Annotated in this window: 25 protein-coding genes; 15 read left to right on the top strand and 10 right to left on the bottom strand. The window is 72.3% G+C overall.

Annotation, left to right across the window (positions count from 1 at the left end; genetic code table 11):
• The first annotated feature begins 44 nt into the window (after positions 1-44).
• From RIU97_RS40735 to RIU97_RS40725, 3 genes are all read left to right on the top strand, one after another.
• A complete protein-coding gene (locus tag RIU97_RS40735) occupies positions 45-1,007 on the top strand; it encodes an SRPBCC family protein (protein WP_404962544.1) in 963 nt (320 codons plus the stop codon).
• 72 nt (positions 1,008-1,079) lie between these two features.
• Complete coding sequence (locus RIU97_RS40730) at positions 1,080-1,991, top strand: 4'-phosphopantetheinyl transferase family protein (protein WP_404963109.1); 912 nt, start codon at positions 1,080-1,082, stop codon at positions 1,989-1,991.
• A 149-nt stretch (positions 1,992-2,140) separates the two neighbouring features.
• Positions 2,141-4,180, top strand: a complete 2,040-nt coding sequence (locus RIU97_RS40725; RefSeq protein ID WP_404962543.1) for a condensation domain-containing protein — start codon at positions 2,141-2,143, stop codon at positions 4,178-4,180.
• A 39-nt stretch (positions 4,181-4,219) separates the two neighbouring features.
• Here the strand turns inward: RIU97_RS40725 and RIU97_RS40720 are convergent, their stop codons facing one another.
• Positions 4,220-5,041 carry a BTAD domain-containing putative transcriptional regulator gene (locus tag RIU97_RS40720; RefSeq protein ID WP_404962542.1) on the bottom strand — a complete coding sequence of 274 codons (822 nt, stop codon included), beginning with the start codon at positions 5,039-5,041 and terminating at the stop codon, positions 4,220-4,222.
• 239 nt (positions 5,042-5,280) lie between these two features.
• The gene (locus RIU97_RS40715; RefSeq protein ID WP_404962541.1) at positions 5,281-5,463 is read right to left on the bottom strand and encodes a hypothetical protein; all 183 of its coding nucleotides are present in this window, start codon (positions 5,461-5,463) and stop codon (positions 5,281-5,283) included.
• A gap of 362 nt (positions 5,464-5,825) precedes the next feature.
• Here RIU97_RS40715 and RIU97_RS40710 point away from each other — a divergent pair, with 362 nt between their 5' ends.
• The 4 genes from RIU97_RS40710 (at position 5,826) to RIU97_RS40695 (ending at position 9,871) form a co-directional block, all read left to right on the top strand.
• On the top strand, positions 5,826-7,046 hold the full coding sequence (locus RIU97_RS40710; RefSeq protein WP_404962540.1) for an aminotransferase class V-fold PLP-dependent enzyme: 1,221 nt from the start codon (positions 5,826-5,828) through the stop codon (positions 7,044-7,046).
• A 150-nt stretch (positions 7,047-7,196) separates the two neighbouring features.
• Positions 7,197-8,771, top strand: coding sequence for an acyl-CoA carboxylase subunit beta (locus tag RIU97_RS40705; RefSeq protein ID WP_404962539.1), 1,575 nt, complete (start codon positions 7,197-7,199; stop codon positions 8,769-8,771).
• Positions 8,768-8,998 (top strand): acyl-CoA carboxylase subunit epsilon, encoded by a 231-nt coding sequence (locus tag RIU97_RS40700; RefSeq protein WP_404962538.1) that lies wholly within the window; start codon positions 8,768-8,770, stop codon positions 8,996-8,998. The genes RIU97_RS40705 and RIU97_RS40700 overlap by 4 nt, the downstream gene beginning before the upstream one ends.
• A gap of 66 nt (positions 8,999-9,064) precedes the next feature.
• A complete protein-coding gene (locus RIU97_RS40695; protein ID WP_404962537.1) occupies positions 9,065-9,871 on the top strand; it encodes an SDR family NAD(P)-dependent oxidoreductase in 807 nt (268 codons plus the stop codon).
• A gap of 96 nt (positions 9,872-9,967) precedes the next feature.
• Here RIU97_RS40695 and RIU97_RS40690 read toward each other — a convergent pair whose 3' ends face one another.
• Positions 9,968-10,966 carry an AMP-binding protein gene (locus tag RIU97_RS40690; protein ID WP_404962536.1) on the bottom strand — a complete coding sequence of 333 codons (999 nt, stop codon included), beginning with the start codon at positions 10,964-10,966 and terminating at the stop codon, positions 9,968-9,970.
• Between the two features lie 318 nt (positions 10,967-11,284).
• On the opposite strand from RIU97_RS40690, the gene RIU97_RS40685 reads away from it, so the two are divergent.
• From RIU97_RS40685 to RIU97_RS40670, 4 genes are all read left to right on the top strand, one after another.
• A complete protein-coding gene (locus RIU97_RS40685; protein WP_404962535.1) occupies positions 11,285-12,103 on the top strand; it encodes an NAD(P)H-binding protein in 819 nt (272 codons plus the stop codon).
• A gap of 168 nt (positions 12,104-12,271) precedes the next feature.
• Entirely contained in the window at positions 12,272-12,907 is a 636-nt protein-coding gene (locus tag RIU97_RS40680; protein ID WP_404962534.1) for a hemerythrin domain-containing protein, read from the top strand.
• Entirely contained in the window at positions 12,904-13,398 is a 495-nt protein-coding gene (locus tag RIU97_RS40675) for a DUF1772 domain-containing protein (RefSeq protein ID WP_404962533.1), read from the top strand. Before RIU97_RS40680 ends, RIU97_RS40675 begins: the two co-directional genes overlap by 4 nt.
• Positions 13,399-13,545: 147 nt before the next feature.
• Complete coding sequence (locus tag RIU97_RS40670) at positions 13,546-14,544, top strand: AraC family transcriptional regulator (RefSeq protein WP_404962532.1); 999 nt, start codon at positions 13,546-13,548, stop codon at positions 14,542-14,544.
• Between the two features lie 51 nt (positions 14,545-14,595).
• Here the strand turns inward: RIU97_RS40670 and RIU97_RS40665 are convergent, their stop codons facing one another.
• From RIU97_RS40665 to RIU97_RS40640, 6 genes are all read right to left on the bottom strand, one after another.
• Entirely contained in the window at positions 14,596-15,297 is a 702-nt protein-coding gene (locus tag RIU97_RS40665) for a 4'-phosphopantetheinyl transferase (RefSeq protein ID WP_404962531.1), read from the bottom strand.
• A complete protein-coding gene (locus RIU97_RS40660; RefSeq protein WP_404962530.1) occupies positions 15,294-16,130 on the bottom strand; it encodes an alpha/beta fold hydrolase in 837 nt (278 codons plus the stop codon). The genes RIU97_RS40665 and RIU97_RS40660 overlap by 4 nt, the downstream gene beginning before the upstream one ends.
• The gene (locus RIU97_RS40655) at positions 16,127-16,600 is read right to left on the bottom strand and encodes an SRPBCC family protein (RefSeq protein ID WP_404962529.1); all 474 of its coding nucleotides are present in this window, start codon (positions 16,598-16,600) and stop codon (positions 16,127-16,129) included. The genes RIU97_RS40660 and RIU97_RS40655 overlap by 4 nt, the downstream gene beginning before the upstream one ends.
• Positions 16,601-16,699: 99 nt before the next feature.
• The gene (locus tag RIU97_RS40650) at positions 16,700-18,226 is read right to left on the bottom strand and encodes an FAD-binding protein (RefSeq protein ID WP_404962528.1); all 1,527 of its coding nucleotides are present in this window, start codon (positions 18,224-18,226) and stop codon (positions 16,700-16,702) included.
• Positions 18,227-18,239: 13 nt separating this feature from the next.
• Positions 18,240-19,802 (bottom strand): flavin-containing monooxygenase, encoded by a 1,563-nt coding sequence (locus tag RIU97_RS40645; protein WP_404962527.1) that lies wholly within the window; start codon positions 19,800-19,802, stop codon positions 18,240-18,242.
• Positions 19,803-19,812: 10 nt separating this feature from the next.
• Positions 19,813-20,709, bottom strand: coding sequence for a class I SAM-dependent methyltransferase (locus tag RIU97_RS40640; RefSeq protein WP_404962526.1), 897 nt, complete (start codon positions 20,707-20,709; stop codon positions 19,813-19,815).
• Positions 20,710-20,914: 205 nt separating this feature from the next.
• Between RIU97_RS40640 and RIU97_RS40635 the strand changes: the two genes are divergently transcribed.
• The 3 genes from RIU97_RS40635 to RIU97_RS40625 are packed head-to-tail and all read left to right on the top strand — an operon-like array spanning position 20,915 to position 22,916.
• Positions 20,915-21,169, top strand: a complete 255-nt coding sequence (locus RIU97_RS40635) for a hypothetical protein (RefSeq protein ID WP_030390264.1) — start codon at positions 20,915-20,917, stop codon at positions 21,167-21,169.
• A gap of 11 nt (positions 21,170-21,180) precedes the next feature.
• A complete protein-coding gene (locus RIU97_RS40630) occupies positions 21,181-22,167 on the top strand; it encodes a 3-oxoacyl-ACP synthase III family protein (RefSeq protein WP_404962525.1) in 987 nt (328 codons plus the stop codon).
• Complete coding sequence (locus RIU97_RS40625) at positions 22,164-22,916, top strand: SDR family NAD(P)-dependent oxidoreductase (RefSeq protein WP_404962524.1); 753 nt, start codon at positions 22,164-22,166, stop codon at positions 22,914-22,916. Before RIU97_RS40630 ends, RIU97_RS40625 begins: the two co-directional genes overlap by 4 nt.
• Positions 22,917-23,095: 179 nt before the next feature.
• Here RIU97_RS40625 and RIU97_RS40620 read toward each other — a convergent pair whose 3' ends face one another.
• Positions 23,096-24,025: a BTAD domain-containing putative transcriptional regulator gene (locus RIU97_RS40620; RefSeq protein WP_404962523.1), complete on the bottom strand. Its 930-nt coding sequence runs from the start codon at positions 24,023-24,025 to the stop codon at positions 23,096-23,098.
• A 294-nt stretch (positions 24,026-24,319) separates the two neighbouring features.
• Here RIU97_RS40620 and RIU97_RS40615 point away from each other — a divergent pair, with 294 nt between their 5' ends.
• On the top strand, positions 24,320-25,531 hold the full coding sequence (locus tag RIU97_RS40615) for an aminotransferase class I/II-fold pyridoxal phosphate-dependent enzyme (protein ID WP_404962522.1): 1,212 nt from the start codon (positions 24,320-24,322) through the stop codon (positions 25,529-25,531).
• Positions 25,532-25,534: the final 3 nt, after the last annotated feature.

The raw sequence follows: 25,534 nt of genomic DNA, 5'->3' as shown, positions 1-25,534 counted from the left end.
GCCTGGATCGCATCGCAGGAACGATCAGGGCGGGGGTGTGTCTCATGTCGTCGCAGCGCGTGCACGCGAGCGAGCGGACGGCGCGGGTGGCCGCCCCGGCCGGCGTGGTCTACGGGCTGCTGGCCGATGCCGTCCGCTGGCCGCTCCTGCTGCCCTCGTACGTCCACGTCGAGCGGATGGACTTCGACGGGGTCCGGGAGCGGCTGCGGCTGTGGGACGTGCGGGACGAAAGGGTCCGTTCCTTCCACGTACGCCGGGTGCTGGACCCGCATGCCAGGACCGTCGGGTTCGAGCAGGAGGACACCGCCCGCCCCGGGGTGCCCACCACCGGCGTGTGGACGGTCGAGGCGCTCGGCGAGACGGAATCGCTGCTGACGCTGCGTCAGGACCGCACGCTGGAGGGGCTGCCCGCCGCCGAGACCGGGCGCAGCCGGCAGGAGTGGCAGGCGGAGCCGGCCGAACAGCTCGCCCGCGTCAAAGAGGTCGCCGAGCGCTGGGAGCGCCTGGACCAGCTGCTGCTCTCCTTCGAGGACAGCCTGCACGTGGACGGCCCCGCCGAGCTGGTCTACGACTTCCTCTACCGGATCGGGGACTGGCCCGAGCGCGTCGCGCACGTGGAGTCGGCCCGCGTGATCGAGGACGTGCCCGGCGTGCAGCTGGCCACGGTGGACACCTGCGCCGCCCCCGGCGGACGCACGCTCACCACCCGGTCGGTGCGGCTGTGCTTCCCCTCGGCCGCGCGGATCGTCCACAAGGAGCTGACGACGTCCCGGCTGATCGCCGCACACAGCGGCGAGTGGTCGCTGGTCCCGGACGGGGGCGGCGTACGGGCCGTCTGCGCCCGGCAGGTGATGCTGCGGGAGGAGGCGGTCGAGGAGGTGCTGGGTGCGGGGACCGGCCTGGTCGAGGCCCGCCGGTACGTACGGACGTGGCTGGGGCGGGCCGGTACCGAGACGCTGCGCCTGGCCGGGTGGCACGCCCAGAGCGCCGTCCGCCGTCTGCGGTGAGCCCCGCGTCCGCGAATCCGTACGTCCGCGAGTCCGCGAGTCCGCGATGAGCACGAGAAGGAGGCCGTGACCATGGTTCCCGCCCGGTACACCCCTGATCCGCTCGACGGGCCCCTGCACATCGCCGGTCCCGAAGGACCCTGGGACGAGGTGGGCGACCGGCTCGACGACGCCGGCCGGGCGGTCGTCTGCACGACGTGGGGCCAGTGGCTGGCGGCCGTGCTCCTCGACCCCGCGCTGCGGCCCCTGCTCGGAAGCGACTGGCCGCGCTACCGGCAGACGGCGCCCGCGGCCGGCCGGATGCGGTTCGCCATCTCGCGGTTCGTGGTCAAGCACTCCGCCGCCGCCGCACTGAACGTTCCCGTGGACAGCCTGGAACTGGGGTACGAGCCGGACGGACAGCCCCTGGTGCGGGGTGCGGGCGAAGACCTGGAGGTGAGCCTGGCGCACACCGGTGAGCTGATCGTCGTCGGCGTCAGCCGCACCGGTCCGATCGGCGTGGACGCGCAGCCCGCGGACCGTGACGTCTCCTTCGACGTGCCGCCCGGCCGGCTGTGCACCGCGGAGGAACGCGCGGCGCTGGCCGCGCTGCCCGAGGGCGAGCGCCGGGCGCGGCTGCTGTGGCTGTGGACCCTGAAGGAGGCCTACGCCAAGGCGCTCGGGCACGGGCTGCGCCGCCGCGCTTCCGCCTTCGGGTTCGACCACGACGACCGGGGGCGTGTCGTCCTGGCGGGCGCACCGCAGGAGGGGGACGCGGCCGGGGTGTGGACGTTCACCACCCATCCCGTCCAGGGGCGTTACCTGGTCGGCGCCGCGCACCGGCGCCGGCCCGCGCTCCCGGCGGCGGCCCGGAAGGCGCAGGTCGACACCGGTTCGCGGAGCGCTGCAGCCCCACTCGAGGAAAGGGGGCCCGGGCCCGCGGACCGCTTAGGCTTTCTGCGGCCGGTGACCTCCGGGCGGGGCGAGGGAAGGCGGACGCCGTGAACGCAAGGGAACGTCCCGCGGTGCCCTTCGCGCCGGCCCCGCCGTGTCGTGTCCGTGTCCGTGCCGGCGACTGACCACAGCGCGGCGGGCGTCCGGCCCGACGGTGTGCGGCCGGGCCGGGTGCGGGCCGGCTGCGTGCGGGCCGGCCGGTGAGCCGCCGTGACGCCGCGGACGGCCCGGGGCCGGTCCTCGCGGTGGTGCACGAGGCGGGCCGCGGTGCGCCCGGCTCCACGCTCGTCCTGGGCGTGCGCGGGCTGCGCCACGACGCGGACGCCGAGGTGTTCGCCGCCCGCATCGCCGAGCGCCACCGCCGCTTCCGGGTCACTCTGGAGGGTCACGGTCCGGGCCGGCACACCCTGCGCCTCCTCCCGGACGCCGCCGTGGTCGGCCCCGCGCCGCTGAGCGCCGAGCTGCTGGCCGACCTGCTGGGCCCCTGCCCGGGTGGCGAACCCCTGGCCCTGGACGGGTACCGGCGTGAACTGCTCGTGGAGGCCGTCACCCGTCCCGGGGGACCGGACCGGCACGTGGAGCAGATCCACTGGAACTGGGCGGGCCCGCTCGACCGGGCCCGCTTCGACGCGGCCTGGCAGTCCGTCTGCGGGCGGGAGTCGGTGCTTCGGGCCGCCTTCGACTGGACGGCCGTGCCACGGCTCCTGCTGCATCCGTGCGCCGAGGTCGAGGTCGTCCACCGCACTCGCGCCGAGATCACCTGGCAGGAACTCCTGGACGCGGACCGGGCGCGGGGGTTCGCCCTCAACCGCCCGCCGCTGCTGCGCCTGACCCTGCTGGAGGGGGATGCGGGGGCGCCCACCCGGGTGCTGCTGACGTGCCACCGCGCCCTGCTCGACGAGCGCGGCGTCCATCTCCTGCTGCGCGCGTTCTACCGCGCCTACCTGGCCGCAGGCGTCCTGCCCGGGGGTGAGCGCCGCCCCGATCTGTGGGACCACGCGCGCTGGCTGGCCCGGCAGAGCGCCGAGGGTGCCCGGGAGCTGTGGACGCGTGCGGCGCCCCCGCGCGGCGCCGCGACCGCGCCGGGGCGGCCCGGCGCGGACACCCGCCAGAGCGGGGACGGGCACCTGCGCCGGCGGCTGGGTGAACCGTACGGTCCGAGGCTGCGCTCGTGGGCCGCGGCCCGGGGTGCCGGCGAGAGCAGCGCCCTGCACATGGTGTGGGCGCTGCTGCTGTACCGGGCGGCCGCGGCCGAGGGCCCCCTGCCGGTGAGTTTCGGGGTCCGGCTCCGCGGCGGCGACATCGCGCTGCCCGGGGCGGCCGGTATCCCCGGGCTGCTCGGCAGTCCGCTGCCGATGACGGTGCGGGTGGATCCGGCGGCCCCGCTGACCGGCCTGTTGCGGCAGGTGCACGACGCCCGGCTGGACATGGCCGCCTACCCGTGGGTGTCGGCCGACCGCATCGGCGAGTGGAGCGGCCGGGGGCCGGGCGAGCGGCTCACCGACACCGTCATCGTCTTCGACGGCCCGGCCGGACCGGGGGCCGACGTGGGCCGTGAACTGGCGGCGCAGGGCATCGGTGTGGATGCGCCGCGGACCGTCGGCGCCGCAACCGGGGTGCCCGTCACGGTCGTCGCCCGGCACGAGAGCGGCGGCGCGCTGGTGCTCGACGCCGTCTACGACCGGGCGAGACTGGCGGACGCGGACGCCGCCGCCGTTTTGGGCCAGTGCGTCGGCCTGCTGCGGGCCCTGACCGATCTGGCGGACCCGGATCCCACCGTCGGCCAGGTGCTGGACCTGCTGGCGGACGACGAGGTCCCCGCCATGGCCGGCCGGCCGCCCGTGGCGCGGCGCGCCACCGTCAGCACGCTGCGCAGCGGGGCGTCTTCGGCGGACGTGATCTGTCTGCTGGTGGTGCCGGGGGTGGTGGGCGGCTGCTACGAGCTGTTCACGCGCGAGCACCGGGGCCCGCAGACCATCGTGGCGCTGGACCTGAGCGGTCCGCCCGGCCCGGTGGTGCCCGCCGCCGTGACCGCCCTGGCCGGTCTGCCGGCGTCCGGCGGGCGGCTGGTGCTGTGCGGGTGCGGGCCCGGCGCGGGGGCGGCGTACGAGCTCGCGCGGGTTCTCGCGGAGGGGACGGGGTCGCCGGTGAGCGTGGTCATGACGGGCCTGGGCGGTCCCCGGGGCAGCGCGGACGCGCTCGCCCGGGGGCTCGCGGGGGTGGCGGTGCGGCGCGGCTGAGCGGCCGGACGGCTGAGGGGCGCTGAACGGAACCGGGCGTTACGCGGCGAAGAGGTCGAAGGTGGAGGTGCAGCGCGGTCCGGCGAGCACGTCGAGCTGCGGGTCGACGGCCAGCATGGCCTGGTGCAGGCGCTGGAGTTGCGGTGACGGCTCCACTCCGAGGTCCTCGATCAGCCGGCCGCGCAGCCGGCGGTAGACGTCCAGGGCGGTCGCCTGCCGGCCCGAGCGGTACAGCGCCACCATGACCTGCGAGTGGAGTCCCTCGTGCTGGGGGTGGCGTGCGGTCAGCTCGGTCAGTTCGGCGATCAGTTCGCCGTGCCGGCCCAGTCTCAGGTCGGCGTCGATCCGCCGTTCCACGGTGACCAGGCGGCTCTCCTCGAGGCGCATGACCTCGATGTCGAGGATCGGTCCGACCCGTACGTCGACCAGTGCCGGGCCCCGCCACAGGTCCAGGGCGGCCCGGAAGCGGGCGGCGCAGACCTGGCTGTCGCCGGACTCGAAGGCGGACTGGCCCTCGCGGACGAGGCGTTCGTAGGCGTGCACGTCGACGCCGTCCTCGGGTATCTGCAGGAGGTAGCCGCCGTGCCGGGTGACCAGCACCTCCTTGGCCCCGCCGGGGGCGTCGGGCCCCATCGCGGTGCCCAGCCGCCTGCGCAGCTGCAGGATGTACGTCTGCAGGGTGGTCAGCGCGCTCTGTGGCGGCGCGGTTCCCCAGATCTCCTCCATGAGGGTGGGAACCGGCATGACGCGCCCCGGATAGAGCGCGAGGAGCGACAGGAGCTGTCTTGGTTTTCCCGCGGTCGGAACAATGGATCCGCCGTTGACCTCGGCGCTCAGCGGACCCAGAACCTGAATTCTCACGGTCTCCTCCGTACTTCCTTGGCTCTTTTCCTCCGGTGGCCAAGGAGCTGCCCCCCGTTCGAGGCACGCTAGCCGGGGTGGATGTGTTCCATCTCTTTCCTGTAGCAGGTTTCGAGCCGCCTTCCACCTGCGGCGCCGTGGCAGAGTGCCCCCTTTTCGCACGGGTGCCGGGAATGCGGGAAAGGATTCCGATCCCTATTTACGGCACGGGAACTCCCGGGCGGATTCCCGCCGGGCGGTTACGGCCAGTCGATAAGGGTGGTGGCGGGGCCGGTGCCGGGGGCGGCCGGGGCGCCGCCGGCGGAGGCCGGGGCGACGGGCCAGTCGATGTCGCCGCCGTCGGCGTGGGCGGCCGCGCCCGCGGTGAGGACGGCGGCAGTGGCGAGGGCGGCGGTGGCGACGATGCGGGCGATGTTCTTCATGGTGACTCCTCCGTGGCAACGTTTCGAATCTTCTTGGCAAGTCCTCTGCCAAGAAGACTGGCAACGTCTGCTCGGGATTTGCTCGTCAATCGCTCGAGAAGGACTGGAGGGAAGGGCGCCGACCGCCTCCCGCGCGACCTGTCCGCCTCTGTGAATCGCTGTGACCTGCGCGGAAATCAAGAGGACGGGGGCGGCGGGGAATCTTGCCAAGAGTTGCCAGGGGGCCGGAACTTGAGCGCCGCCGGAGCGGGCATTGCCAAAACCGTCAAGCGGTAGGCAATGTATTGCCAGACGTTTTGGCAATGCGTGGAACACAGGGTCGTGGACGTGCCGCGGCCCCGACAGCGGGGGGAGGCCCCTGAATGAATGCGCCGACGTACGACACGGAACGAACGGCCCACCTGAACACGGCGGGCACGGGCCGGATGCCGGACGGCGTGCGGGCCGTGCTCGCCGCCTGCACGGCCCGCGACGACCGCTTCGGCAGCCGCGCGCTGGCGGAGCACCTCGGCGCCGTCCTGCACACCGAGGTGCACGAACGCCTCGGCGCCCTGCTGGGCGTCCCGGCCGGCGACACGGTCCTGGCCACCGGCGCGGCCGAGGCCTTCGACGCGTTCGTCCGTGCCGCGGAGCTCGGTCCCGGCGACCGGATCTGGACCACCCCGTACGAGGGCGTGGCCCGCCTGAGCACCCTCTGCGCCCTGCGCGACCGCACCCGTTGCCGGCTGGAGGTCGTCCCGCTGCGGGCGGACGGGGACCTCGACCTGGACTGGATGCGGGCCCGCATCGACGAGGACGTCGCCCTCGTCTCGGTGGTCCACGTCTCCTCGGCCTGCGGAACCGTCAGTCCCGTCGAGCAGGTGGGCCGGCTCCTGTCCCCCCACCGGGCCCGGTACGCCGTCGACGCCTCCCACTCCGTCGGCCAGCTCCCCGTCGTCGCCGCGCGCATCGGCGCGCACCTGGTCACGGCGGACGGCTGGCGGTTCCTGCGCGGCCCGGAGGCCGTGGGCTTCGCCTACGCCGCGCCCGGGGTGTGGAGCGGCCGCCCGCCGGCGCCCGTCCCGGCCGCCGTCGCCGCGCTGAACGCCGCCCTCGCCCACCACGCCGCCGCCGTACGCCTCCCGTACGAGGACCTGCTGCCCCGGCTGCGCGCCGCCGTCGAACGCACCCCCGGGGTCGAACTGCTCGCGCCGGGCCGGGAGCAGGCCGGGATGCTGGCCTTCCGTCACGGCGAGGTGCCGGCCGCGCTCATCCGCCGCGGTATGGCCCGGCGCGGGGTCGTCCTGTGGAAGACCGTCGCGCAGGAGAACCCGCTCCACCCGGCCGCGCGGGACGGCGCCACCGCGGTGCGGGCATCCGTCCACCGCGACAACAGCGCACAGGACATCGACCGCTTCGAGCGGGCCCTGCGGGACGTCCTGCGGGAGGAGCGGGAGGTGCGGGAGCACGCCGGCACCGCGGCCGCGGCCCCGGGTGCGGTGTTGGCCGCGGCCGCGGGCGGCGGGGACGGCTTCGGCGGGCCGTCGCCGCAGCGGGGGAAGCCGGTCCGCCGCGGCCACCTCACCCTGCACCGGACGACCTGAACCCCGCCCCCCACCGTCAGGCCGCCGGGCCCGCACGCCGCAGCGGCGCCAGGACCGCGTCTCGTACGGGGTTCGAGTGGACTTCCACGGCGTCTTGAGCCGCGCGCGCCACGGTGGCCGCAATCCGGTCTTCAGATCTGGAGGATCCCCATGACCATCATCGACGTGTCCACCCCGCCGGGTGCCGACCGTGCCGCGGAACTGGCCGGCATCAAGGCCCGGGCCCTTGCCGGTCCCGGCGAACGGGCCACCGAACAGCAGCACGCCAAGGGCAAGCTCACCGCCCGCGAGCGCATCGGACTGCTGCTGGACGAGGGCTCGTTCCACGAGATCGAGGCTCTGCGCCGGCACCGCGCGAGCGGTTTCGGGCTGGAGCAGAAACGGCCCTACACCGACGGCGTGGTCACCGGCTGGGGCACGGTGGGCAGCCGCACCGTCTTCGTGTACGCGCACGACTTCCGCATCTTCGGCGGGGCGCTCGGCGAGGCCCACGCGGAGAAGATCCACAAGGTGATGGACCTGGCCGAGGCGGCCGGCGCCCCGCTGGTCTCGCTCAACGACGGGGCCGGTGCCCGTATCCAGGAGGGCGTGTCCGCCCTGGCCGGCTACGGCGGCATCTTCCGGCGCAACACCCGCTCTTCCGGTGTCATCCCGCAGATCAGCGTGATGATGGGCCCGTGCGCGGGCGGGGCGGCGTACTCCCCCGCGCTCACCGATTTCGTCTTCATGGTCCGCGGCACCTCGCAGATGTTCATCACCGGCCCCGACGTGGTCCGCGCCGTCACCGGTGAGGAGATCACGCAGAACGGTCTCGGTGGCGCCGACGTGCACGCCTCGGTCTCCGGGGTGGCCGCCTTCGCCTACGACGACGAGGAGAGCTGCCTGGAGGACGTACGGCACCTGCTGTCGCTGCTGCCCGCCAACAACCGCGAGACACCGCCGCGCGAGGTGGGCGACGACCCCGCGGACCGGCGTACCGGGGCGCTCGCCTCGATCGTGCCCGCCAATCCGCAGCAGGCGTACGACATCCGCCGGGTCATCGAGGAGGTCGTCGACGACGGAGACCACTTCGAGGTCCAGCCCGGCTGGGCGGCCAACGTGGTGTGCACGCTCGCCCGGATGGACGGACACGTGACCGCCTTCGTCGCCAACCAGCCCGCCCACCTCGCCGGGGTGCTCGACATCCACGCGAGCGAGAAGGCGGCCCGCTTCGTGCAGTTCTGCGACGCCTTCAACATCCCGTTGGTCACCCTGGTCGACGTTCCCGGTTTCCTGCCCGGTGTCGGCCAGGAGCACGGCGGCATCATCCGGCACGGCGCCAAGCTGCTGTACGCGTACTGCAACGCCACCGTCCCGCGGATCTCCCTGGTCCTGCGCAAGGCGTACGGCGGCGCCTACATCGTGATGGACTCCCGTTCCATCGGCGCGGACCTCGCCCTGGCCTGGCCCACCAACGAGATCGCCGTCATGGGCGCCGAGGGCGCGGCGAACGTGATCTTCCGCCGGGAGATCGCCGCCGCCGCCGACCCCGACGCGACGCGCGCACAGAAGATCAAGGAGTACACGGCCGAGCTCATGCACCCCTACTACGCCGCCGAACGCGGCCTGGTCGACGACGTCGTCGACCCGGCCGAAACCCGCTCGGTGCTCACCTCGGCCCTGGCCATGCTCCGTCCCAAGTACGCCGATCTGCCGTCGCGCAAGCACGGCAACCCGCCGGTATGACGGCCGGGGAGGCGGCCGCCGCCGGGTCCGGAGCGGGGGCGGGGGCGCAGTCGTGGAGGATCACGCGCGGGCACCCCGACGCGGCGGAGACGGCCGCCGTGCTGGCGGTCCTGACGGCCCTGCTGGCCAGAGGGCCGGGCGAGCCGCCGGAGCCCGCGCGCACCCCGGCGGCCGGCTGGGACCGCACCGGCGGGTTCCGGCGCGCGGGGACCTGGCGCGAGCGCTGATCCGTCGTGCCCCGAGTGCTCTGCGGCACGCTCTGGACGTCCTGGTGAGCGACGGAGGGAACAAGAATGACGGTCAAGGCGAGAGCGCAGGCCCCCGAACGGCCCGTGGCGCTGGTCACCGGGGCGACCAGCGGCATCGGGCTGGCCGTCGCCCGGGACCTGGGAGCGCGCGGCCACCGGGTGTTCGTGTGCGCGCGTACCGAGGCCGCGGTCAAGCAGACCGTCGCGGACCTGCAGTGCGAGGGGATGAGCGTGGAGGGCGCGGCCGCCGACGTACGCGACCGCTCGGCCGTGAAGGCGGTGGTCGCCTCGGCGGTGGCGGTGTACGGGGCGCCGGTCAGCATCCTGGTCAACAACGCCGGCCGCAGCGGCGGCGGCGCCACCGCGGACATCACCGACGAGCTGTGGCACGACGTCATCGACACCAACCTCAACAGCGTGTTCCTGCTGACGCGCGAGGTCCTCAACGGCGGCGGCCTCGGGGCGCAGCCCTGGGGCCGCATCGTCAACATCGCCTCCACCGCGGGCAAGCAGGGAGTCCTGCTCGGCGCCCCCTACACCGCCTCCAAGCACGCCGTGGTCGGCTTCACCAAGGCGCTCGGCAAGGAGCTCGCACCGACCGGTACCACCGTCAACGCGGTCTGCCCCGGATATGTGGAGACGCCCATGGCGGCGCGCGTGCGCAGCGGGTACGCGCAGGCGTGGGACACCACCGAGGAGTACGTCCAGGAGCAGCTCGAATCCAAGATCCCGCTCGGCCGCTACTCCACCCCCGAGGAGGTGGCCGCTCTGGTCGGCTACCTGACCACCGATCTGGCCGCCTCCATCACGGCCCAGGCCCTCAACGTGTGCGGAGGGCTGGGGAACTTCTGACGCGGGCCGCCGCCGGGGGGGCGCACGTGGGGGGAGGGCCGCGGACGGTCGGTCGTCCGCGGCCCTCCCCCGCTGCCTGTCCCCCGCCCCCGTTCCTCACAGGACGGTCGGCGGCCCCGAAACGTCCCAGAGGACGGCCTGCGGGGCGATGCGTGCGTCGCGCCAGTCGGCCAGGGCGGGTGCGTCCACCTGCTCGTCCGAGAGCAGTACGTGGCGCAGCGCCGGCAGGCTGCTCCTGCTGCCGCGCGCCGCCACGGCCAGCCGTGCGAAGGCGGACGGCAGTTGCGTCACCACCGTCACCTCCTGCTCGGCCAGCAGGCGGGCGAAGGCGCGGGCGTCGCAGGCGGTGTCGCGGTCCACGACGACGGCGCGTGCGCCGGACAGCAGGGGTCCCCAGAGCTCGCGCATGCCCAGGTCCAGGCTGAGGGAGTGGAAGTACGTCCACACCTCGTCCGGTCCCGACTCCAGCACCGGGACCAGGGCGTCCACCCACGACAGCACGTCCATGTGGCTGACGGGCCGCACGGCCAGTGCCCGGCCCGGGTCGCCGCCGGTGGGGAGGGCCAGGAAGGCGGTGGCATGCGGGATTTCGCGGCGCATCGCCGCCTCGGGCCGCGCCGCGATGACGAACCTGCCCGCCTTGGCCAGCGGGATCTCGTCGCGCAGCAGTCCGCCGTCCGAGACGACCATCTCGGCGCCGGCGTCGCGCATCAGGAACTCCTGCAGGCCCGCGTTGTGCCCGGGCTCCAGCGGCAGGACCGCCGCCCCGGTGCGCAGCGCGCCCACCACGGCGGCGGGGGCCCCGCAGGTGCGCCGTGCGCGTACGGCGACCACCGATCCGGGTCCCGCGCGGCCCGACAGGCGTCCGGCGATGTCGTCGGCCAGCCAGTCCGCTTCGAGGTAGGTCGTCTGCCGCTCGCCGTCCCGGGCGCAGACCCGGGCCGGGTGGCGGGCGGCCGCGGCCGCGAAACGGATGTCGATGCGGTCCCGGCGGGCGGACGGCTCGGCGGCCGGGTCGAGCCCGATCCGTGCGAGCAGACCGGCCAGGTCGGCGGACAACTGGTCGAGCTCCGGATGATCCGGAGTGGCGTTCATGCGGCCTCCCAGCGGGCGGGTCGTTGCTGGGCCGATGGTGTCGCAGCGGACCGGAGAACGGCTCAAGTCCCGCCGCACAAGGCGGCTTGACGGCTGGTCAGGAGCGGCTGGACGTCTGCTCGACGGTCTGTCTATGGGTGGTCGAGGGCCGCTGGAAAGGCCTGGCCCGCCCGCTGGGGGCATGCCTACGATTCTGGAGCTCACGCCGAAGCCACCCTCTCTCCGTCGCGCTGCGAGGTGACCTCTCGTAGACGCAGGCATATGGAACTGAGCTTTGTGGCTATGGCCCGTCTCGCGAGACTGGACTTGACTGTACTCATGACTCAGAACACGCAGATCACCCTCGTCATCGGCGGTCACGGCAAGACCGGCCGGCGCGTCGCCGAGAAGCTTTCCGCCCAGGGCCGCGAGGTCCGCATCGGTTCGCGCAGCGGCCGGCCCGCCTTCGACTGGCACGAGCCCGCCACCTGGGGACCGGCGCTGGAGGGCGTCGACCGGGTGTACGTGACCTACTACCCCGACCTCGCCTTCCCGGGCGCCGCCGAACAGGTCGGCGCGTTCTCCAAGGTGGCCGTCGCCGGCGGTGCGCGCCGTCTGGTGCTGCTGTCCGGGCGCGGTGAGGAGGCCGCGGAGGTGTCGGAGGAGAACCTGAAGGCCTCCGGCGCCGACTGGACCATCGTCCGCTCGAGCTGGTTCAACCAGAACTTCAACGAGAGCTTCTTCCTGGAGCCCGTACTGGCCGGCGAGATCGCCCTGCCGACCGGTGACGCCGTGGAGGCCTTCGTCGACGCCGATGACATCGCCGATGTCGTGGTGGCGGCGCTGACCGATGACAAGCACATCGGCAAGACCTACGAGCTGTCGGGCCCGCGCCTGCTCAGCTACAGCGATGTGGCCGCCGAACTGACCAAGGCCACCGGCCGGGAGATCAAGTACATCTCGGTCACCAACGAGGAGTACCGCGCCGTGCTGCGCGAGAACGGCCTCCCGGAGGAGTTCGCGGACCTGTTCACGATGATCCTCGACGGGCGCAACGCGCACCTGGTGCACGGTGTCGAGGAGGCCCTGGGCCGCAAGCCCAAGGACTTCTCCGAGTTCGCGCGCGACGCGGCGGCGTCCGGGGTCTGGAACGTCTGACGGTACGAGACCCCTTCACCACCTGCTCCCTCCCTTTTCGCTCCTTGACCGGGCGGCGACTCTGGTACGGCCGCCGCCCGGTGCTCGGGGTGTCCGGGGACGGACACCGCACACCGGCATTACTGCGCACCGGTACCACCACGCACGACAGACAGGCAGGAGGCTCCCGTGCCGGCTCCCCCGTCGTATTCCAGCGAACACGGGCTGGAACACCTTCCCCCGCACTTCCACGGCTTCGCCCTGATGCACGTCGCGATGCGGCGCGACGCGGCCCGGCTGCGCGCGGCGGCCCCCGCGTGGAACGGCGCGGGCACCGCGTGGTGGCAGCGGCTGCGCGAGGTCATCGAGTGGCACCACACCAGCGAGGACGACGTCCTGTGGCCCGGACTGCGCCGCCGGGACGCCGACTTCGAGGCGCAGGCGCGTGAACTGCACGAGGATCACGAGGAGCTGGACGCGGCGATGGCGGCCGTCTCGACGGCCATCGCCCGCCGCGGCGACGGTCTGGTGAGGGCGGCGCAGACCTTCGAGGGCGTGCTGCGCGACCACCTGCGTGATGAGGAGCGGATCGTCTTCCCGGTCTTCGACCGGCTCGGCGAGCGGGCCTATCTGGCCGAGGAGCGCAAGGTCGTCTCCAGTGCCCCGATGCGCGTGATGACGTATCTGCAGCCGTGGATGTTCGACGGCGCGTCGCGGCAGTCGGTCGCGCACGTCTGCGCCACCATCCCGCCGCCCGTCCGGCTGATCGGCGCCACGCTGCTGAACCGGCGCTACGAGCGCACGTTGAAGGGAATTCTGAAGTGAGCAGCACGACCACGCAATCGGTGACGCTGGTGGCGGCGACGGTGGGGACCGGGCTGATGGCCGGCCTGTACTTCGCGTTCGACATCTCGGTGATGCCGGGCCTGGGCCGGGGCGACGACCAGACGTATGTGACCGCGATGCGGAACATCAACGAGGCGATCGACAACGGCCTGTTCGGCCTGCTCTTCCTGGGCGCGTTCCTGGCGACCGGGGTGGCGGCCGCGCAGCAGCAGCGCGGCGGCCGCCTGGACGCGGCGCGCTGGGGCTGGGTGGCCTTCGCGCTGTACGGGCTGTCGCTGGCCGTCACCGCGATCGTGAACATTCCCCTCAACAACCAGCTGGCCCGGGCCGGCGCCGACGCGGCGGCGGCCCGCTCCCGCTTCGGGGGCCGCTGGGCATCCGGCAACGTCGTGCGCACGGTGGCCTGTACGGCGGCGCTGGCGGCGCTGGGGCGTGCGCTGACGCTGCACGGCCGCGCGTCGGTGGCGTAGGACCCCCGCGATCGGCGCCCGCTCTCTTTCCGTCCCCCGCGGGAGAGCGGGCGCTTCGCCGCGTGCGGACGCCGGCGCGGGGGTGGGGAGGCGGGGGCGCGGGGGTGGGGGCTTCGGCGCGGACGCACGACGCGAGAGGATGTACGCATGGACACGCTGACCGGACTGCTGGAAGGCCCCAAGGCCCGGGGGGCCTTCCTCCTCAAGTCCGTCTTCAACCCGCCCTGGTCGCTGCGTGTGGAGGACCGGGCGCCGCTGTCGGTGGTCACGATGGTGCACGGCGAGGCATGGCTGGTTCCCGCCCTCGGCAGTCCGGTCATGATCCGGCCCGGTGACGTGGCGGTGGTGCGGGGCCCCGAGCCGTACACGGTCGCGGACTGCCAGGACACGCCGGTGCAGATCACCGTCGGCCCGGAGCAGCGGTGCAGCACCGAGGAGGGCGAGGACGTCACCGAGACGATGGCGCTCGGCGTGCGGACCTGGGGCGACGATTTCCAGGACGCGGGTTCGGCCGTGATGCTGAGCGGCACCTATCAGGCGCCGAGCGAGATCGGCCGGCGGCTGCTGAGCGCGCTGCCGACGATCCTGGTGCGCCCGGCCGAGGCCGCCGACACCACGCTGGTCGCGCTGCTCGCCTCGGAGATCTCCAAGGACGAGCCGGGCCAGGAGATCGTGCTGGACCGTCTCCTGGACCTGCTGCTGATCGGGGTGCTGCGGACGTGGCTGGCGGCTCCGGGCAGCGGCGCGCCCTCCTGGTACCGGGCGCAGAGCGATCCGGTGGTCGGCCCGGCTTTGCGGCTGCTCCACGAGAATCCCGCGCACGGGTGGACCGTCGAGGAACTCGCCCTGAAGGTGGGGGTGTCGCGGGCTTCGATGGCGCGCCGGTTCACCGACGTCGTGGGTGAGCCGCCGGTGGCCTATCTGACCGGGTGGCGGCTCGCGCTGGCCGCGGATCTGCTGCGGGAGCCGGACGCCACCATCGCGACGGTGGCCCGGCGTGTGGGCTACAGCTCGGCGTTCGCCCTGTCGACGGCCTTCAAGCGCGTGCGGGGCATGAGTCCCCAGGAGTTCCGTACGGGTGCCCATCCGGTCGCCGCGCCGCAGGCTCCGCGGCAGGCGCGCACGGTGGTGCTGCCCCGGCCCTGACGGCCGGCGGTGTCCCGGGCCCGGGTGCCGGGGGGTGCGCGGGCCCGTGTCCTACGGGGGCGGCGCCGAGGTGATCAGGCCGGCTGCCGTGGCGTTGGGGGGCGGCGGCCGGTCTTCGCGCGCCACCGCGGTCAGGACCAGGTCCGCTCCGGCCAGCCAGCGGCCCTGGTAGACGGGGTCCACCGGTGGGGGCAGCGGCGGGTGCAGGGTCGCCGTGAAGCCGCCGTCGGGGAAGAGGGTGAGGGTGGCGTCGCGGAAGCCGAGCCAGATGCCGGTGGCCGGGTACCAGGCCTTGTAGGCCGCCTCCTTGGCGGAGAAGAAGACGCGGTCCCAGGGGATGCGGGGGTCGGCGGAGGCGAGGCCGGCCAGGTGGGCGCGTTCCGTCTCGGACGCGATCAGGGCGAGGACGCCCCGGGGCAGCGGGCCCGCCGGTTCCGCGTCGATGCCGAGGGCGGCGATCACGGAGGCGGGGGCGGCCACCGCGGCGCGGTAGCCCTCGCAGTGGGTGATGCTGCCGACCACTCCGGCCGGCCACTGGGGGGCGCCGCCCGGTCCCGGGAGCAGGGCGGCGGCGGGGCGGCCGAGGTCGGACAGGCAGCGGCGGGCGCAGGCCCGGGCCGTGGCGAACTGACGGCGGCGGTGGGCCCGCCGGCCCTGCATCAGGTGGGCCTCGGCCGGGAAGAGAGGAGCGGGCGCCGCGTCGTCGAAGGCTTCCGATGACGTGACGCCCGGGGGAAGGAGTTCCTCGATCATCGTGAGGCGAGCTCGGTGACGGCCGCGACCGCGAGGAGCGGACGCTCCAGCGCGAGCATGTGGCCGGCGCCGGGGACCGGTTCGAAGCGGGCGCCGGGCAGGACCTGGGCGAGGGTTTCGGCCAGCGCGATGTCGATGACCTTGTCGCTGTCGCCGTGCAGGACCACGGCGGGGGTGGCGACGGCCTTCAGTGCCTCGCGGACGTCCCAGCCGCGGGTGCAGCGGAAGAAGTCCGCCCGCACGCGCGGTGTGGTGGCGGCGAACATCTGCCGGTTCACGTCGCGTACGGCGGGATCCACGTCCTTGCCCATGGTGGAGCCGAGCAGTCTGCCGCCCAGCCAGGGCCGGCGCAGGGCCCGGGAGAAGATCTGGCTGCCCATCATCTTCACCTCGCTGTCCGGGGTGTCCTGGCCGTGCGCCGCCGTGCCCAGCAGGACCAGGCCGCGCAGCCGGCCGGCCGAGGGGGAGGTGGCGGCGTAGGAGAGGGCGGTGAACCCGCCGCCGGAGTGGCCGACGAGCACCGCCTCGCGGGCGTCGGTCTCGCCCAGGACCGCCGCCAGGTCCGCGCTGAGGCGCTCCACCGAGACGGGGGTACGGCCGAGGGTGGAGGCGCCGTGGCCGCGCTGGTCGTACAGCACGACCCGGTGTCCGGCGCGGATCAGCCGGTCGGCGACGGTGCCCCAGGCGCGGCGGGTGTGCGCCCAGCCGTGCAGCAGGACCACGTCGGCGGCGGGCGGTGCCCCGTTGAGGGGGGCCAGGACGGTCACCGCGAGTTCCGCGCCGTCGTCGGTGCGGACCGTCAGTTCGCTGGTGTTCTCCGGGACGGCGGTCACCGGGGTACCGCCGACAGCTGCCGGGCCAGTGACTCGAATGCGGCGAGGGTGGCCTTGGAGTGTTCGGCGCCCAGGTCGGCGACCTTGGCCAGGGCCTTGAGCCAGCCGTGCGGGCTGCCGGTGAAGTGCATCGAGACGCGGGTGCGGCCGCCGGGCAGCGGTTGGAGCAGGAAGGTGCTCGGGCCGCGGAAGACGCCGTCGACGTACTCGATGTCGAGCCGGCGGCCGGGCTCCACGGCCACCGTGCGGGAGGTGAAGCGCAGCTTCAGTCCGCCCTTGTCGACGCCTTTGGTGTGCACGACCACGCCGACGGTGCCGCCGACCTCGTCGGGGGCGCCGGCCAGGGCGGTGAACGTGTTGTGCGGGACCCACCACTTCTTCGCGCCGCGGAATTCGGTGACGAGCGCGTCCCAGACGGCATCCGCCGGGGCGTCGATCACCGCCTCGTCGATCAGGTCGTACGTGCTCATCTCTGGGGCCTCCACTCGATACGGGAAAAGGCGGTGGGGGCGGGGCTGTTGCTCTCCCCCGCCCCCACCGCCGGGACTCCACAGCCGGCCGGCCTGCCGTCAGGCGAAGAAGCCCTGGCCGGGCGTGAAGATGTTGTTGGGGTCGAACTTGCGCTTGGCGTTGACGAAGCCGCTCCAGCGGTTGCCGAAGTGCTTCTGCCAGTCGGCGCCCGTCATCGGGATCGAGCCCACCAGGTAGCGCTTGGCGCCGCTGGCCACCGCGATGTCGTACAGGCGGCGGTTCTGGTCGATCATGCCCTGGATGTTGGGCTCACCCGGGTTGGGGAAGCGCAGCAGGTCGAAGAGGTAGACCACGGACTCGTTGGGCATCATCGCCAGCGGCCGCTTGATCTTCGAGGTGTAGAACGGGTAGAAGAGCAGGAATCCGCCGCCGAGGGAGTTCGCGTCCAGCTCCTGCTCGACGCGCTTCATGAACGCCTTGGTCTTCGAGGCGGGCAGGAACATGCTCAGCCACGGCTTGGGCGTGTACCAGTGGCCGCCCTCCTTCAGGTACGCCTCGTAGGCGTCGAGGCGGAACATGTAGTCCCGGAAGGACACGTCCTCGATGACCGCGTCCGCGCGGACGTCCTTGAGGTCGCACAGCAGCCTGGTGCGGTTGGGCGGCGTCGTGTTGTAGGTGGCGCCGACCTCCAGCTTGTACCGCCAGCCGGAGTTGTCCGGGGTGCGCAGCATCTCGCCGGCGTGGACCTGGAACCGGCCGTCGGCCAGGACCTTCTCGGAGTCGGCGAGGTACTGCTCGACCGTGTTGTAGAAGAGGCTGAAGATGACGGCCCGCTTGGGCGCGGGGATCAGCTTGACGGTGGCCCGGACGATGATGCCGACCTGGCCGCCGCCCGAGAGTGCCGCGTTGAACAGCTCCGGGCGCTGGGAGGCGCTGGCGGTGACGAGTTTGCCGTCGCCGGTGACGATGTCGATCGACTGGACGGTGTCGCACAGCAGGCCGTACTTCTGCACGGTGCCGCCGATGCCGCCGATGCTGATGGTGCCGCCGACGGAGATGTAGAGGTAGTCGGGCAGGGCCGGCGGGGTCTTGCCCACCTTGAGGGCGGCGTCGGTCAGCTGGCCCCAGGTCACCCCGGCCTCGACGACCGCGGTGTCGCCGCCGATCGAGATGATCTTCGACATGCCCTTGGCGTCGATGGAGATGCCGCCGGGGACGCGGGCCTGGCCGTAGACCGAGTGGGACTCGATGTCGTTGCCGGTGCCGCCCTGGCCGTTGACGGCGACCTTGATGTTGTTGGTGCGGGCGTAGTCGACGATCTTGACGATGTCGTTGATGCCGCCGGGGCGCAGGACTGCCCACGGCTTGCTCGGGGCGCCGTCGAAGAGGTGCCCGAAGTCGTTGGCGAAGGCGTCGACGACGCCGGGGGTCGTCTCCAGGGTGCCGGCCAGTCCCGGCACGGGGACGACGTCGGAGTTGCCGGCGGCCTCGGCGGCCGTCGCCCAGGTCTGGGACACGGCGTTCCAGCCGACGACCGCGACGGCCGTGGTCGCGATCCCGCCCAGGACCCGGCGGCGGGAGGGCTCGGCGGCGGTGCCCGCGGCAGTTCTGTGGGTGCTGCTCATCTTCGTGCGTCTCCTACTGGTGAGATACCGGCTTGGTGCTGCGCACCCGGGAAGCGAGCTGGTACTCGCTCAGGTCGAGGCGCTTGGTCCCGCGACGGAAGCGCCAGGTGTAGGTGGGGAAGACCGTCGTGTTGCGGCCGTTCGCGTCGAGGTACCAGCTCTTGCAGCCGCCCGACATCCAGACGGTGCCCTCGAGGTGCTGGTCGAGTTTCCGGTTGTAGGCGTCCTGCGCCTCCTGGCGGACCTCGATGCTGGCCAGGCCGCGCTTTTGCGCCTGCTTGAGGGAGTCGACGACGTACTGGACCTGCGCCTCGATCATCACGGTCTGCGAGGAGTGGCCCAGGGCGGTGTTCGGGCCCAGGAGCATGAAGAGGTTGGGGAAGCCGGCGATGGTGGTGCCCCGGTGGGCGGCCATGCCGTCCTTCCAGGCCTCGCGCAGCTGGACGCCGTCCCTGCCCCAGATCCGGCGGGCGACCGGGCGGTCGGTGGCCTGGAAGCCGGTGCCCAGGATGATGGTGTCGACCTCGCGCTCCACGCCGTCGGCGGCGACGATCGACTTGGGGCGGACCTCGGCGATGCCGTCGGTGACGATCTCCACGTTGGGCTGCTGGATCGCCGGGTACCAGGTGTTGGAGAACAGCAGGCGCTTGCACGCCACCAGGTAGTCGGGGGTCAGCTTGGCGCGCAGTGCCTGGTCGGGGACCGACTTCTCGAGGTGGTCACTCGCCATCTTCTGGACCTTCTCGGCGAGCTTGGGGCGCTTCCAGAAGAAGGCCAGGATCTCCCGGCCCCACATGTTGAAGCCCCGCCGGAACTGCTGGTATCCGGGCAGTGAGCGGAGCATCCTGGTGTGGAGCTCGCTGTTGGCCTTGTCGGGCTTGGGGCCGATCCACGGGGGCGTGCGCTGGTAGAGGTCCAGCCGGCCGACCTCGGGCTGGATCTTGGGGACGAACTGGATGGCGGAGGCGCCGGTGCCGATGACGGCGACGCGGCGGCCGGCCAGGTCGTGGTCGTGGTCCCAGTTCGAGGAGTGGAAGATCTTGCCCTCGAAGTCCGTCAGTCCCTTGATGTCGGGTACGGCGGCCTCGCTGAGGTAGCCGGTGCCGGTGACCAGGAACTGGGCGGTGTACTGGCCTTGCGAGGTTTCGATCTTCCAGTGCCGCTCGTCCTCGTCCCAGCGGGCGGCTTCCAGTTCGTGCCCGAACCGGATGTGGGGGCGTACGCCGAAGCGGTCGGCCGTGTCGCGCAGGTAGGCGTACAGCTCGTCGCGGGAGGCGAACGTCGACTTCCAGTTCGGGTTGCGGGCGAAGGAGAACGAGTAGAGGTGGGACATGACGTCGCACGCACAACCCGGATAGCTGTTGTCGCGCCAGGTGCCGCCGACCTCGTCGGCCCGCTCGAACACCAGGAAGTCGTCGATGCCCGACTGCAGCAGTCGGATGGCGGTGCCCAGGCCCGAGAAGCCGGTGCCGATGACCGCGACCCGCAGGTGCCGGGTCGGTCCGCCGCCACCGGGATGCGTCTCGGTGCCCGTGCGTGCTCCGCCGTCCTTGGCCGGCTCAAGAATGCTCGTCACGTCGGCCTCCTCAGCGGCGCGTGATGGTGACGCGGAAGTTGTTGAAGAACTTGTCCTCGAGCGTGTACGCGAAGATGTCGAGGTAGCGCTCGAAGCGCGAGACGACCTCTTCGCCCTCCAGGGCCACGGCCTCGTCCCGGCGCTCGGCCAGCAGGACCAGCCAGGCGCGGCAGGCCATCGCGAAGGACTCGCGCTCGTTGACGATCTCGTCGATCTCGAAGAGGCCCTCGGCGGCGGCGGACAGCTCGCTCAGGTGGGGGATGTGGCAGCCCTCGAACTCGGAGCGCTGGAGGAACTTCAGGTCGTCGAGGAGGCCGCGGTTCATCGGCAGTGCCTCAGCGGTCATGGTGTGCAGCACGAACTTGGCGCCCGGGTTGAGGGCGTTGGCGACCTGCTGGAAGAAGTACCGGTAGCGCTTGGTGCGCTCCTTGGGCGGCAGGTTGGAGGAGACGAAGTGCTCCAGGGCGTTGATGCAGAACGCGGCGTCGTACTTCTCGCTGTCGTCCGCGACCTTGTAGTCCGCCCAGCTCTGGACGAGCGTGGTGATCCGCGGGTTGCCGAGGCCGTCGATGAAGGCCTCCTGGGTGCGGGACAGGGTCAGGCCGACGGCCTGCTCCGCGCCGTGCACGGTGGTGAGGCGGTTGAGCATGGTGCCCCAGCCGCAGCCGATGTCCAGGACGCGCTTGGCGCGGCCGGCCGCCACGTTCGCGAGCTCGGCGAACTTGTCGAGCTTGCGCTCCTGCGCCTCGTCCAGGGTGGCGACCAGGTCCTCGCCGTCCTCCCAGTAGCCGCCCGAGTACATCATCGTGGGGCCCAGCAGGAGCCGGTAGAAATCGTTGCTGACCTCGTAGTGGTGCCTGATCGCATCGACCTCGGGGTCCACCGACTTGGGGGCGACCGTTGTCATCCTGATCCTCTTTCCTGCGTGTCCGGCGGGCCGTGTTTCCGAATTCGCGACCGAGAAAACCCGATGCCCCGCAAGGCGTGCGCAAGAAGGCCGGGAATGAGGATCCGGGGCGGTGTTGCGCCTTCCTTGCGGGGGCGGAGCTTTTATCACTCTCGAAAACCAGACACGCACTGCCGAGTTGCATTGCCGAGAGAGGACCGACCCCATGTCGCTGCCCACCATCGAAGAACTGGCGAGCCAGCTCGAGGCCGTCTCGGGTGCCGCGGAGGTCAGCCCCGACGCCCCGCTCCAGCACATCGCGGACGTCGACTCGCTGGACCTGATGGAGTGGCTGTACGGATTCCAGAACCAGTACCCGCACATCCCGGCCGACGAGTCCCTCTTCGCGGACCTCGACGACACGACCACGCTGCGTGACGTCTACGCGAAGATCGTCGACCTCGTCCCGGCTCAGGCGTAGCGAGGGGTGACGTGACCGGCTTCGACATCACCGGGTGGGGCATGTCCGTACCCGAACGCATCGTCACCAGCGCCGAACTCGCGACACGTTTCGGCGTCGACGAGCACTGGGTCGTCAGCCGCTGCGGGATCCGCGAGCGGCGGGCGGTCGACCCGGGGCAGACCACCGCCTCCCTGGCCGTCGAGGCCGGCCGGCGTGCGCTGGAGAAGGCCTCTTTGACCGGCGCCGACATCGCCCACCTCATCGTCGCGACCGCCACGCCCGAGCAGCCGTCCCCGGCGACGTCCGCGTTCGTCCACCACGAACTGGGCATTTCGGGGAGCGCGCACGACGTCAACTCCGAGTGCGCGGGCTTCGTCTACGGGCTGGTGTCCGCGATGGCGCTGATCGCCATCGATCCCCGGCCGATCCTGCTGATCGGCTCCGACACCCATACCCTGACGGCCAACCCGGCCGACCGTGACCTGTCCATCCTCGTCGGTGACGGTGCGGGCGCCATCGTCCTGCAGCCGGGCGCGGAGAACCGGGTCAAGGCGTGGAACCTGGGCGCCGACGGTGCCTGCACCGGCTCGCTGAAGGTCCTCGCCGGCGGCAGCCGGATGCCGACCACCCAGGAGACGCTGGACGCGGGCCTGCACTACGCGCAGATCAACGGCAACGAGATCTACCTCAACGCCGTCCGCTACACCGTGCGTACGGTGCGCGAGACGCTGGAGAGCGCCAAGGTGGACGCGGCCGATGTGGACCATGTCGTTCCGCACCAGGCCAACATCCGGATCATCAACTCGATCCTGTCGCACACCGGTCTGCGCCAGGAGGCTCTGATCACCAACCTCCAGAAGTACGGCAACACGGCTTCGGCGTCGATCCCGATCGCGCTGACCGAGGCCCTGGAGGAGGGCCGTATCAAGGCCGGTGACAAGGTCCTGCTGGCCGGTTTCGGAGCGGGTATGACCTGGGGTTCGATCCTGATGGAGTGGGGCGGTGTCGCGGCATGAGCAAGAACGGTGCGGGAGAGCGGCCCGAGTCCCCGGTCGCGCTGGTGACCGGCGCCTCGGGCGGTCTCGGCCAGGCCCTGGCGCTCGAACTCGACGCGCTGGGCTGCCGGGTCGCGGTCCACTACAACAGCGCCCGTGAGGCGGCCGAGGCGGTCCGGGAGAAGCTGGTGAACCCGTCGGTGCTGGTCACCGGGGACGTCGGTTCGTGGGAGGCCACCCAGGCCCTTTACGAGCGGATATCCGCCGAGCTCGGCCCGGTGGACGTCCTCGTCAACAACGGGGCGATCCGCAAGGACAGCCTCATGGCGATGCAGAACCCGGCGGACTGGGCGCAGGTCATCCAGACCAACCTGGTCGGGTCGTTCCACACCGCCCGGGTGTCGGTGCCGCACATGCTGCGCCGGCGGTGGGGCCGGGTGATCAACATCGTGTCCCCGTCGGGCATCATCGCGACGGCCGGCCAGACGGCGTACTCGGCGTCCAAGGCGGGTCTGATCGGCTTCACCCGTACGCTCGCGTCCGAGTGCGGCCGGCGCGGGGTGACGGTGAACGCGCTGTCCCCCGGGTTCATGATCACGGGTATGACGAACACCCTCCCGGACCGGGTCATCGAGGGCATGGAGGGCAAGGCCCCCGTCCCCCGGTTCGTCACGGTCGAGGAGGTCGCCCGCAGTGCCCGCCTCTTCCTCGAGCAGGACTGCATGACGGGCCAGGTCATCAGCATCGACAGCGGCGTGTCCATCACCTGACCCCGGCCTTCCCCTCCCCCGGCCCCGGCCTCCCACCCCCAGGGGAGGCCGGGGCCGCTCGCCGTGCCCGGCGGGCCGCCGGGACCGGGGCGCCGGGGGTGTGGGGAGGCGGGGCCGGCCGGGGCCGGACATGGCGCAGGCCGCCGCGCACTGCGCGGCGGCCTGCGGCGTGTCCGGGGTCAGGCGGCGGGGAAGGAGGTGACGGGACGGGTGACGGGATGGGTGACGGGATGGGTGACGCAGCCGTGGTCGACCAGGGAGCACGGGCGGGGGGCGGAGGCGCGGTGGTCGATCTCGAAGACCCCCATGAGCAGCGGGTCCAGGCGGGCGGCGGAGCGCGGAGCGAAGGAGCGGGGTTCCGGTGTGCGCAGCAGCTCCAGGTAGGCCGCTTCGGTCTCCGGCGCCGGATCGATCCCCAGCTCTTCCGCCAGTACCTCGCGCAGCTGCTGGTAGCTGCGTAACGCCTCGGCCCGGTTGCCGGCCCGGGTGTGGGCCGCCATGCGGCAGCGGTAGGCGCTTTCCCTGAAGGGGGCCCGGCGCACCGCCTCCTCCGCGTAGCGCAGGGCGTGGTGCTCGTCGCCCAGGGCGGAGGAGGACAGGCTCGCGGTCTCCAGCGCCTTCAGGCGCAGCTCTTCGAGCTGTTCGCGCATGGCGTTGACCCATTCGCCCTCGTGGGAGGGCAGGAAGGATCCGCGCAGGTTCGACACGGCGCCGGCCGCGAGCTGCTGGGCCACGGCGTAGGCGCCCTCCGCGTACGCCTCGGCGGCCTCGGTGACGGCGGTTTCCGCGCATTCCACGTCCACGGCCGCGTCCTGCGGCAGCCGCAGGAGGTACCGGCCGCCCTGGGCGACCAGCGGGGTCACGCCCGGCTGGTCCTGGGGTGTGGTGACGAACGTGCGGACGCGGCTGACGAGGCTGCGCAGCGCGGAGGCCCAGGTGTCGGGCAGTCCTTCGGGCCATATGGTCTCGGCCAGTTGGTCACGGTCGGTACCGCCGGTCCGCTCGAGGAGCAGGCGGGCGAAGGCCACCTGCGCCTGGGCGCTCGACAGGTGTTGCGGCGCTGCTCCGTCCGGCTCGATCGTGACAAGACCTATGAGTCTGATCAGCACTATGCACTCTCCGAAACGGTCGGCTTCCGGCCGTGTCCCCCTAGTTCGTGCGATTCAGAGGATACCGGCGGGCCGTCTCCGCATGTCAACAGCGGTCGGCAAAACATTCCTTCGCGAATGAAAGCCGAGGTCCGGGCATTGTCGTTCTCTTTTCGAGTACGGCTATGGCCTTCCTCTTGCGCCGCTATTGCGCCCCCCGAGTCTTAATGGAATTCCACTAGAGCCCCGCCGGAAGTACGGCAGAGCGCCGATGGAGTTCCGGGTCCGCCGGACGATCGCGACGAGGAGAAGCACGTGAACGCATCCGCCGCCTGGAGCCGGCTCGAGCCGAAGCTGGCCTACTTCCGCGACCGGGTCCGGTCGCTGGAGTACGAGCCCAACCGCAAGAACAGCTTCGTCGCCTACACCGTCGAGCGGGATTCGGCGTACGCGGACCAGGACGGGCGGCGTCTGCTGATGATGTCGGGCTACAGCTACCTGGGTCTGGCCGGCGACGAGCGGGTCGTCTCGGCGGCGAAGGCGGCCGTCGACCGTTACGGCACCGGCAACCACGGGGTGCGGGCGCTGGCGGGATCGACGCCGCTGCACGAGGAACTGGAGGCCGAGGTCGCCAAGTTCGCGGGCCGTGAGCAGGCCCTGGTGTTCGGTTCGGGCTATGCGGCGAACGTCGGCACGGTCGGTGCCCTCGTCGGTCCGGGCGACACGGTGTTCATCGACAAGTACGACCACGCGAGCATCGTCGACGGCTGCAAGCTCTCCGGTGCCACGGTGACCCGTTTCCGCCACAACGACGTCGCCCACCTGGAGCGCCGGCTGGCCGCCGCCCCCGATGCCGGTGTCCGCCTGGTCATCGTCGACAGCGTCTACTCGATGGACGGGGACATCGCCCCCCTGGTCGAGCTGCGCAAGGTGTGCGACGCGCACAACGCGCTGCTGATGGTCGACGAGGCCCACGCGCTCGGTGTCATCGGCGCGACCGGCAAGGGCATCGAGGAGCACTTCGACTACGAGGTGAAGGTCGACGTCAAGCTCGGCACCCTCTCCAAGGCCATCCCCTCCATGGGCGGCTGGGTCGCCGGTTCCGCGGAGCTGATCCACCACCTCAAGTACGCGGCCCGCCCGTTCCTCTTCTCCGCCGCGCTGGGGCCCGCGCAGAGTGCGGCGGCGCTGGAGTCCCTGCGGATCCTGCAGCGCGAGCCGGAGCGGGTGGAGTTCATCCAGGGCGAGTCCGCGCGGTTCCGCTCCATCCTGCACGAGGCCGGCATGAGCACCGTCGACAGTGAGACCGCCGTCGTCCCGGTCATCGCCGGATCCGACATCGCCGCCTACGACTACGCCACGGTGTGCCGCAAGAACGGTGTCATCGGTCTCCCGGTGGTCACCCCGGCCGTCCCCAACGACCTGGCCCGGCTGCGGATCGCCGTCACCGCGGCGCACACCAAGGCCGACATCGACTTCGCCGCCGAGGCCTTCATCAAGTCGGCGCGCGAGTGCCGCATCATCTGACCC

This window comes from Streptomyces sp. 147326 (assembly GCF_045000215.1).
Lineage (GTDB): Bacteria > Actinomycetota > Actinomycetes > Streptomycetales > Streptomycetaceae > Streptomyces.
The sequence above is the reverse complement of the archived record's forward strand: the minus strand, read 5'-3'. Positions and strand labels throughout refer to the sequence as shown.

What these genes read in the sequence shown, in the direction of transcription:
- RIU97_RS40685 (WP_404962535.1), top strand. Translation starts at nt 11,285, where the DNA reads ATGACTCAGAACACGCAGATCACCCTCGTCATCGGCGGTCACGGCAAG.
- RIU97_RS40625 (WP_404962524.1), top strand. Translation starts at nt 22,164, where the DNA reads ATGAGCAAGAACGGTGCGGGAGAGCGGCCCGAGTCCCCGGTCGCGCTG.
- RIU97_RS40700 (WP_404962538.1), top strand. Translation starts at nt 8,768, where the DNA reads ATGACGGCCGGGGAGGCGGCCGCCGCCGGGTCCGGAGCGGGGGCGGGG.
- RIU97_RS40715 (WP_404962541.1), bottom strand. Translation starts at nt 5,463, where the DNA reads ATGAAGAACATCGCCCGCATCGTCGCCACCGCCGCCCTCGCCACTGCC.
- RIU97_RS40690 (WP_404962536.1), bottom strand. Translation starts at nt 10,966, where the DNA reads ATGAACGCCACTCCGGATCATCCGGAGCTCGACCAGTTGTCCGCCGAC.
- RIU97_RS40695 (WP_404962537.1), top strand. Translation starts at nt 9,065, where the DNA reads ATGACGGTCAAGGCGAGAGCGCAGGCCCCCGAACGGCCCGTGGCGCTG.
- RIU97_RS40650 (WP_404962528.1), bottom strand. Translation starts at nt 18,226, where the DNA reads ATGAGCAGCACCCACAGAACTGCCGCGGGCACCGCCGCCGAGCCCTCC.
- RIU97_RS40665 (WP_404962531.1), bottom strand. Translation starts at nt 15,297, where the DNA reads ATGATCGAGGAACTCCTTCCCCCGGGCGTCACGTCATCGGAAGCCTTC.
- RIU97_RS40655 (WP_404962529.1), bottom strand. Translation starts at nt 16,600, where the DNA reads ATGAGCACGTACGACCTGATCGACGAGGCGGTGATCGACGCCCCGGCG.
- RIU97_RS40640 (WP_404962526.1), bottom strand. Translation starts at nt 20,709, where the DNA reads ATGACAACGGTCGCCCCCAAGTCGGTGGACCCCGAGGTCGATGCGATC.
- RIU97_RS40735 (WP_404962544.1), top strand. Translation starts at nt 45, where the DNA reads ATGTCGTCGCAGCGCGTGCACGCGAGCGAGCGGACGGCGCGGGTGGCC.
- RIU97_RS40730 (WP_404963109.1), top strand. Translation starts at nt 1,080, where the DNA reads ATGGTTCCCGCCCGGTACACCCCTGATCCGCTCGACGGGCCCCTGCAC.
- RIU97_RS40705 (WP_404962539.1), top strand. Translation starts at nt 7,197, where the DNA reads ATGACCATCATCGACGTGTCCACCCCGCCGGGTGCCGACCGTGCCGCG.
- RIU97_RS40635 (WP_030390264.1), top strand. Translation starts at nt 20,915, where the DNA reads ATGTCGCTGCCCACCATCGAAGAACTGGCGAGCCAGCTCGAGGCCGTC.
- RIU97_RS40670 (WP_404962532.1), top strand. Translation starts at nt 13,546, where the DNA reads ATGGACACGCTGACCGGACTGCTGGAAGGCCCCAAGGCCCGGGGGGCC.
- RIU97_RS40710 (WP_404962540.1), top strand. Translation starts at nt 5,826, where the DNA reads ATGAATGCGCCGACGTACGACACGGAACGAACGGCCCACCTGAACACG.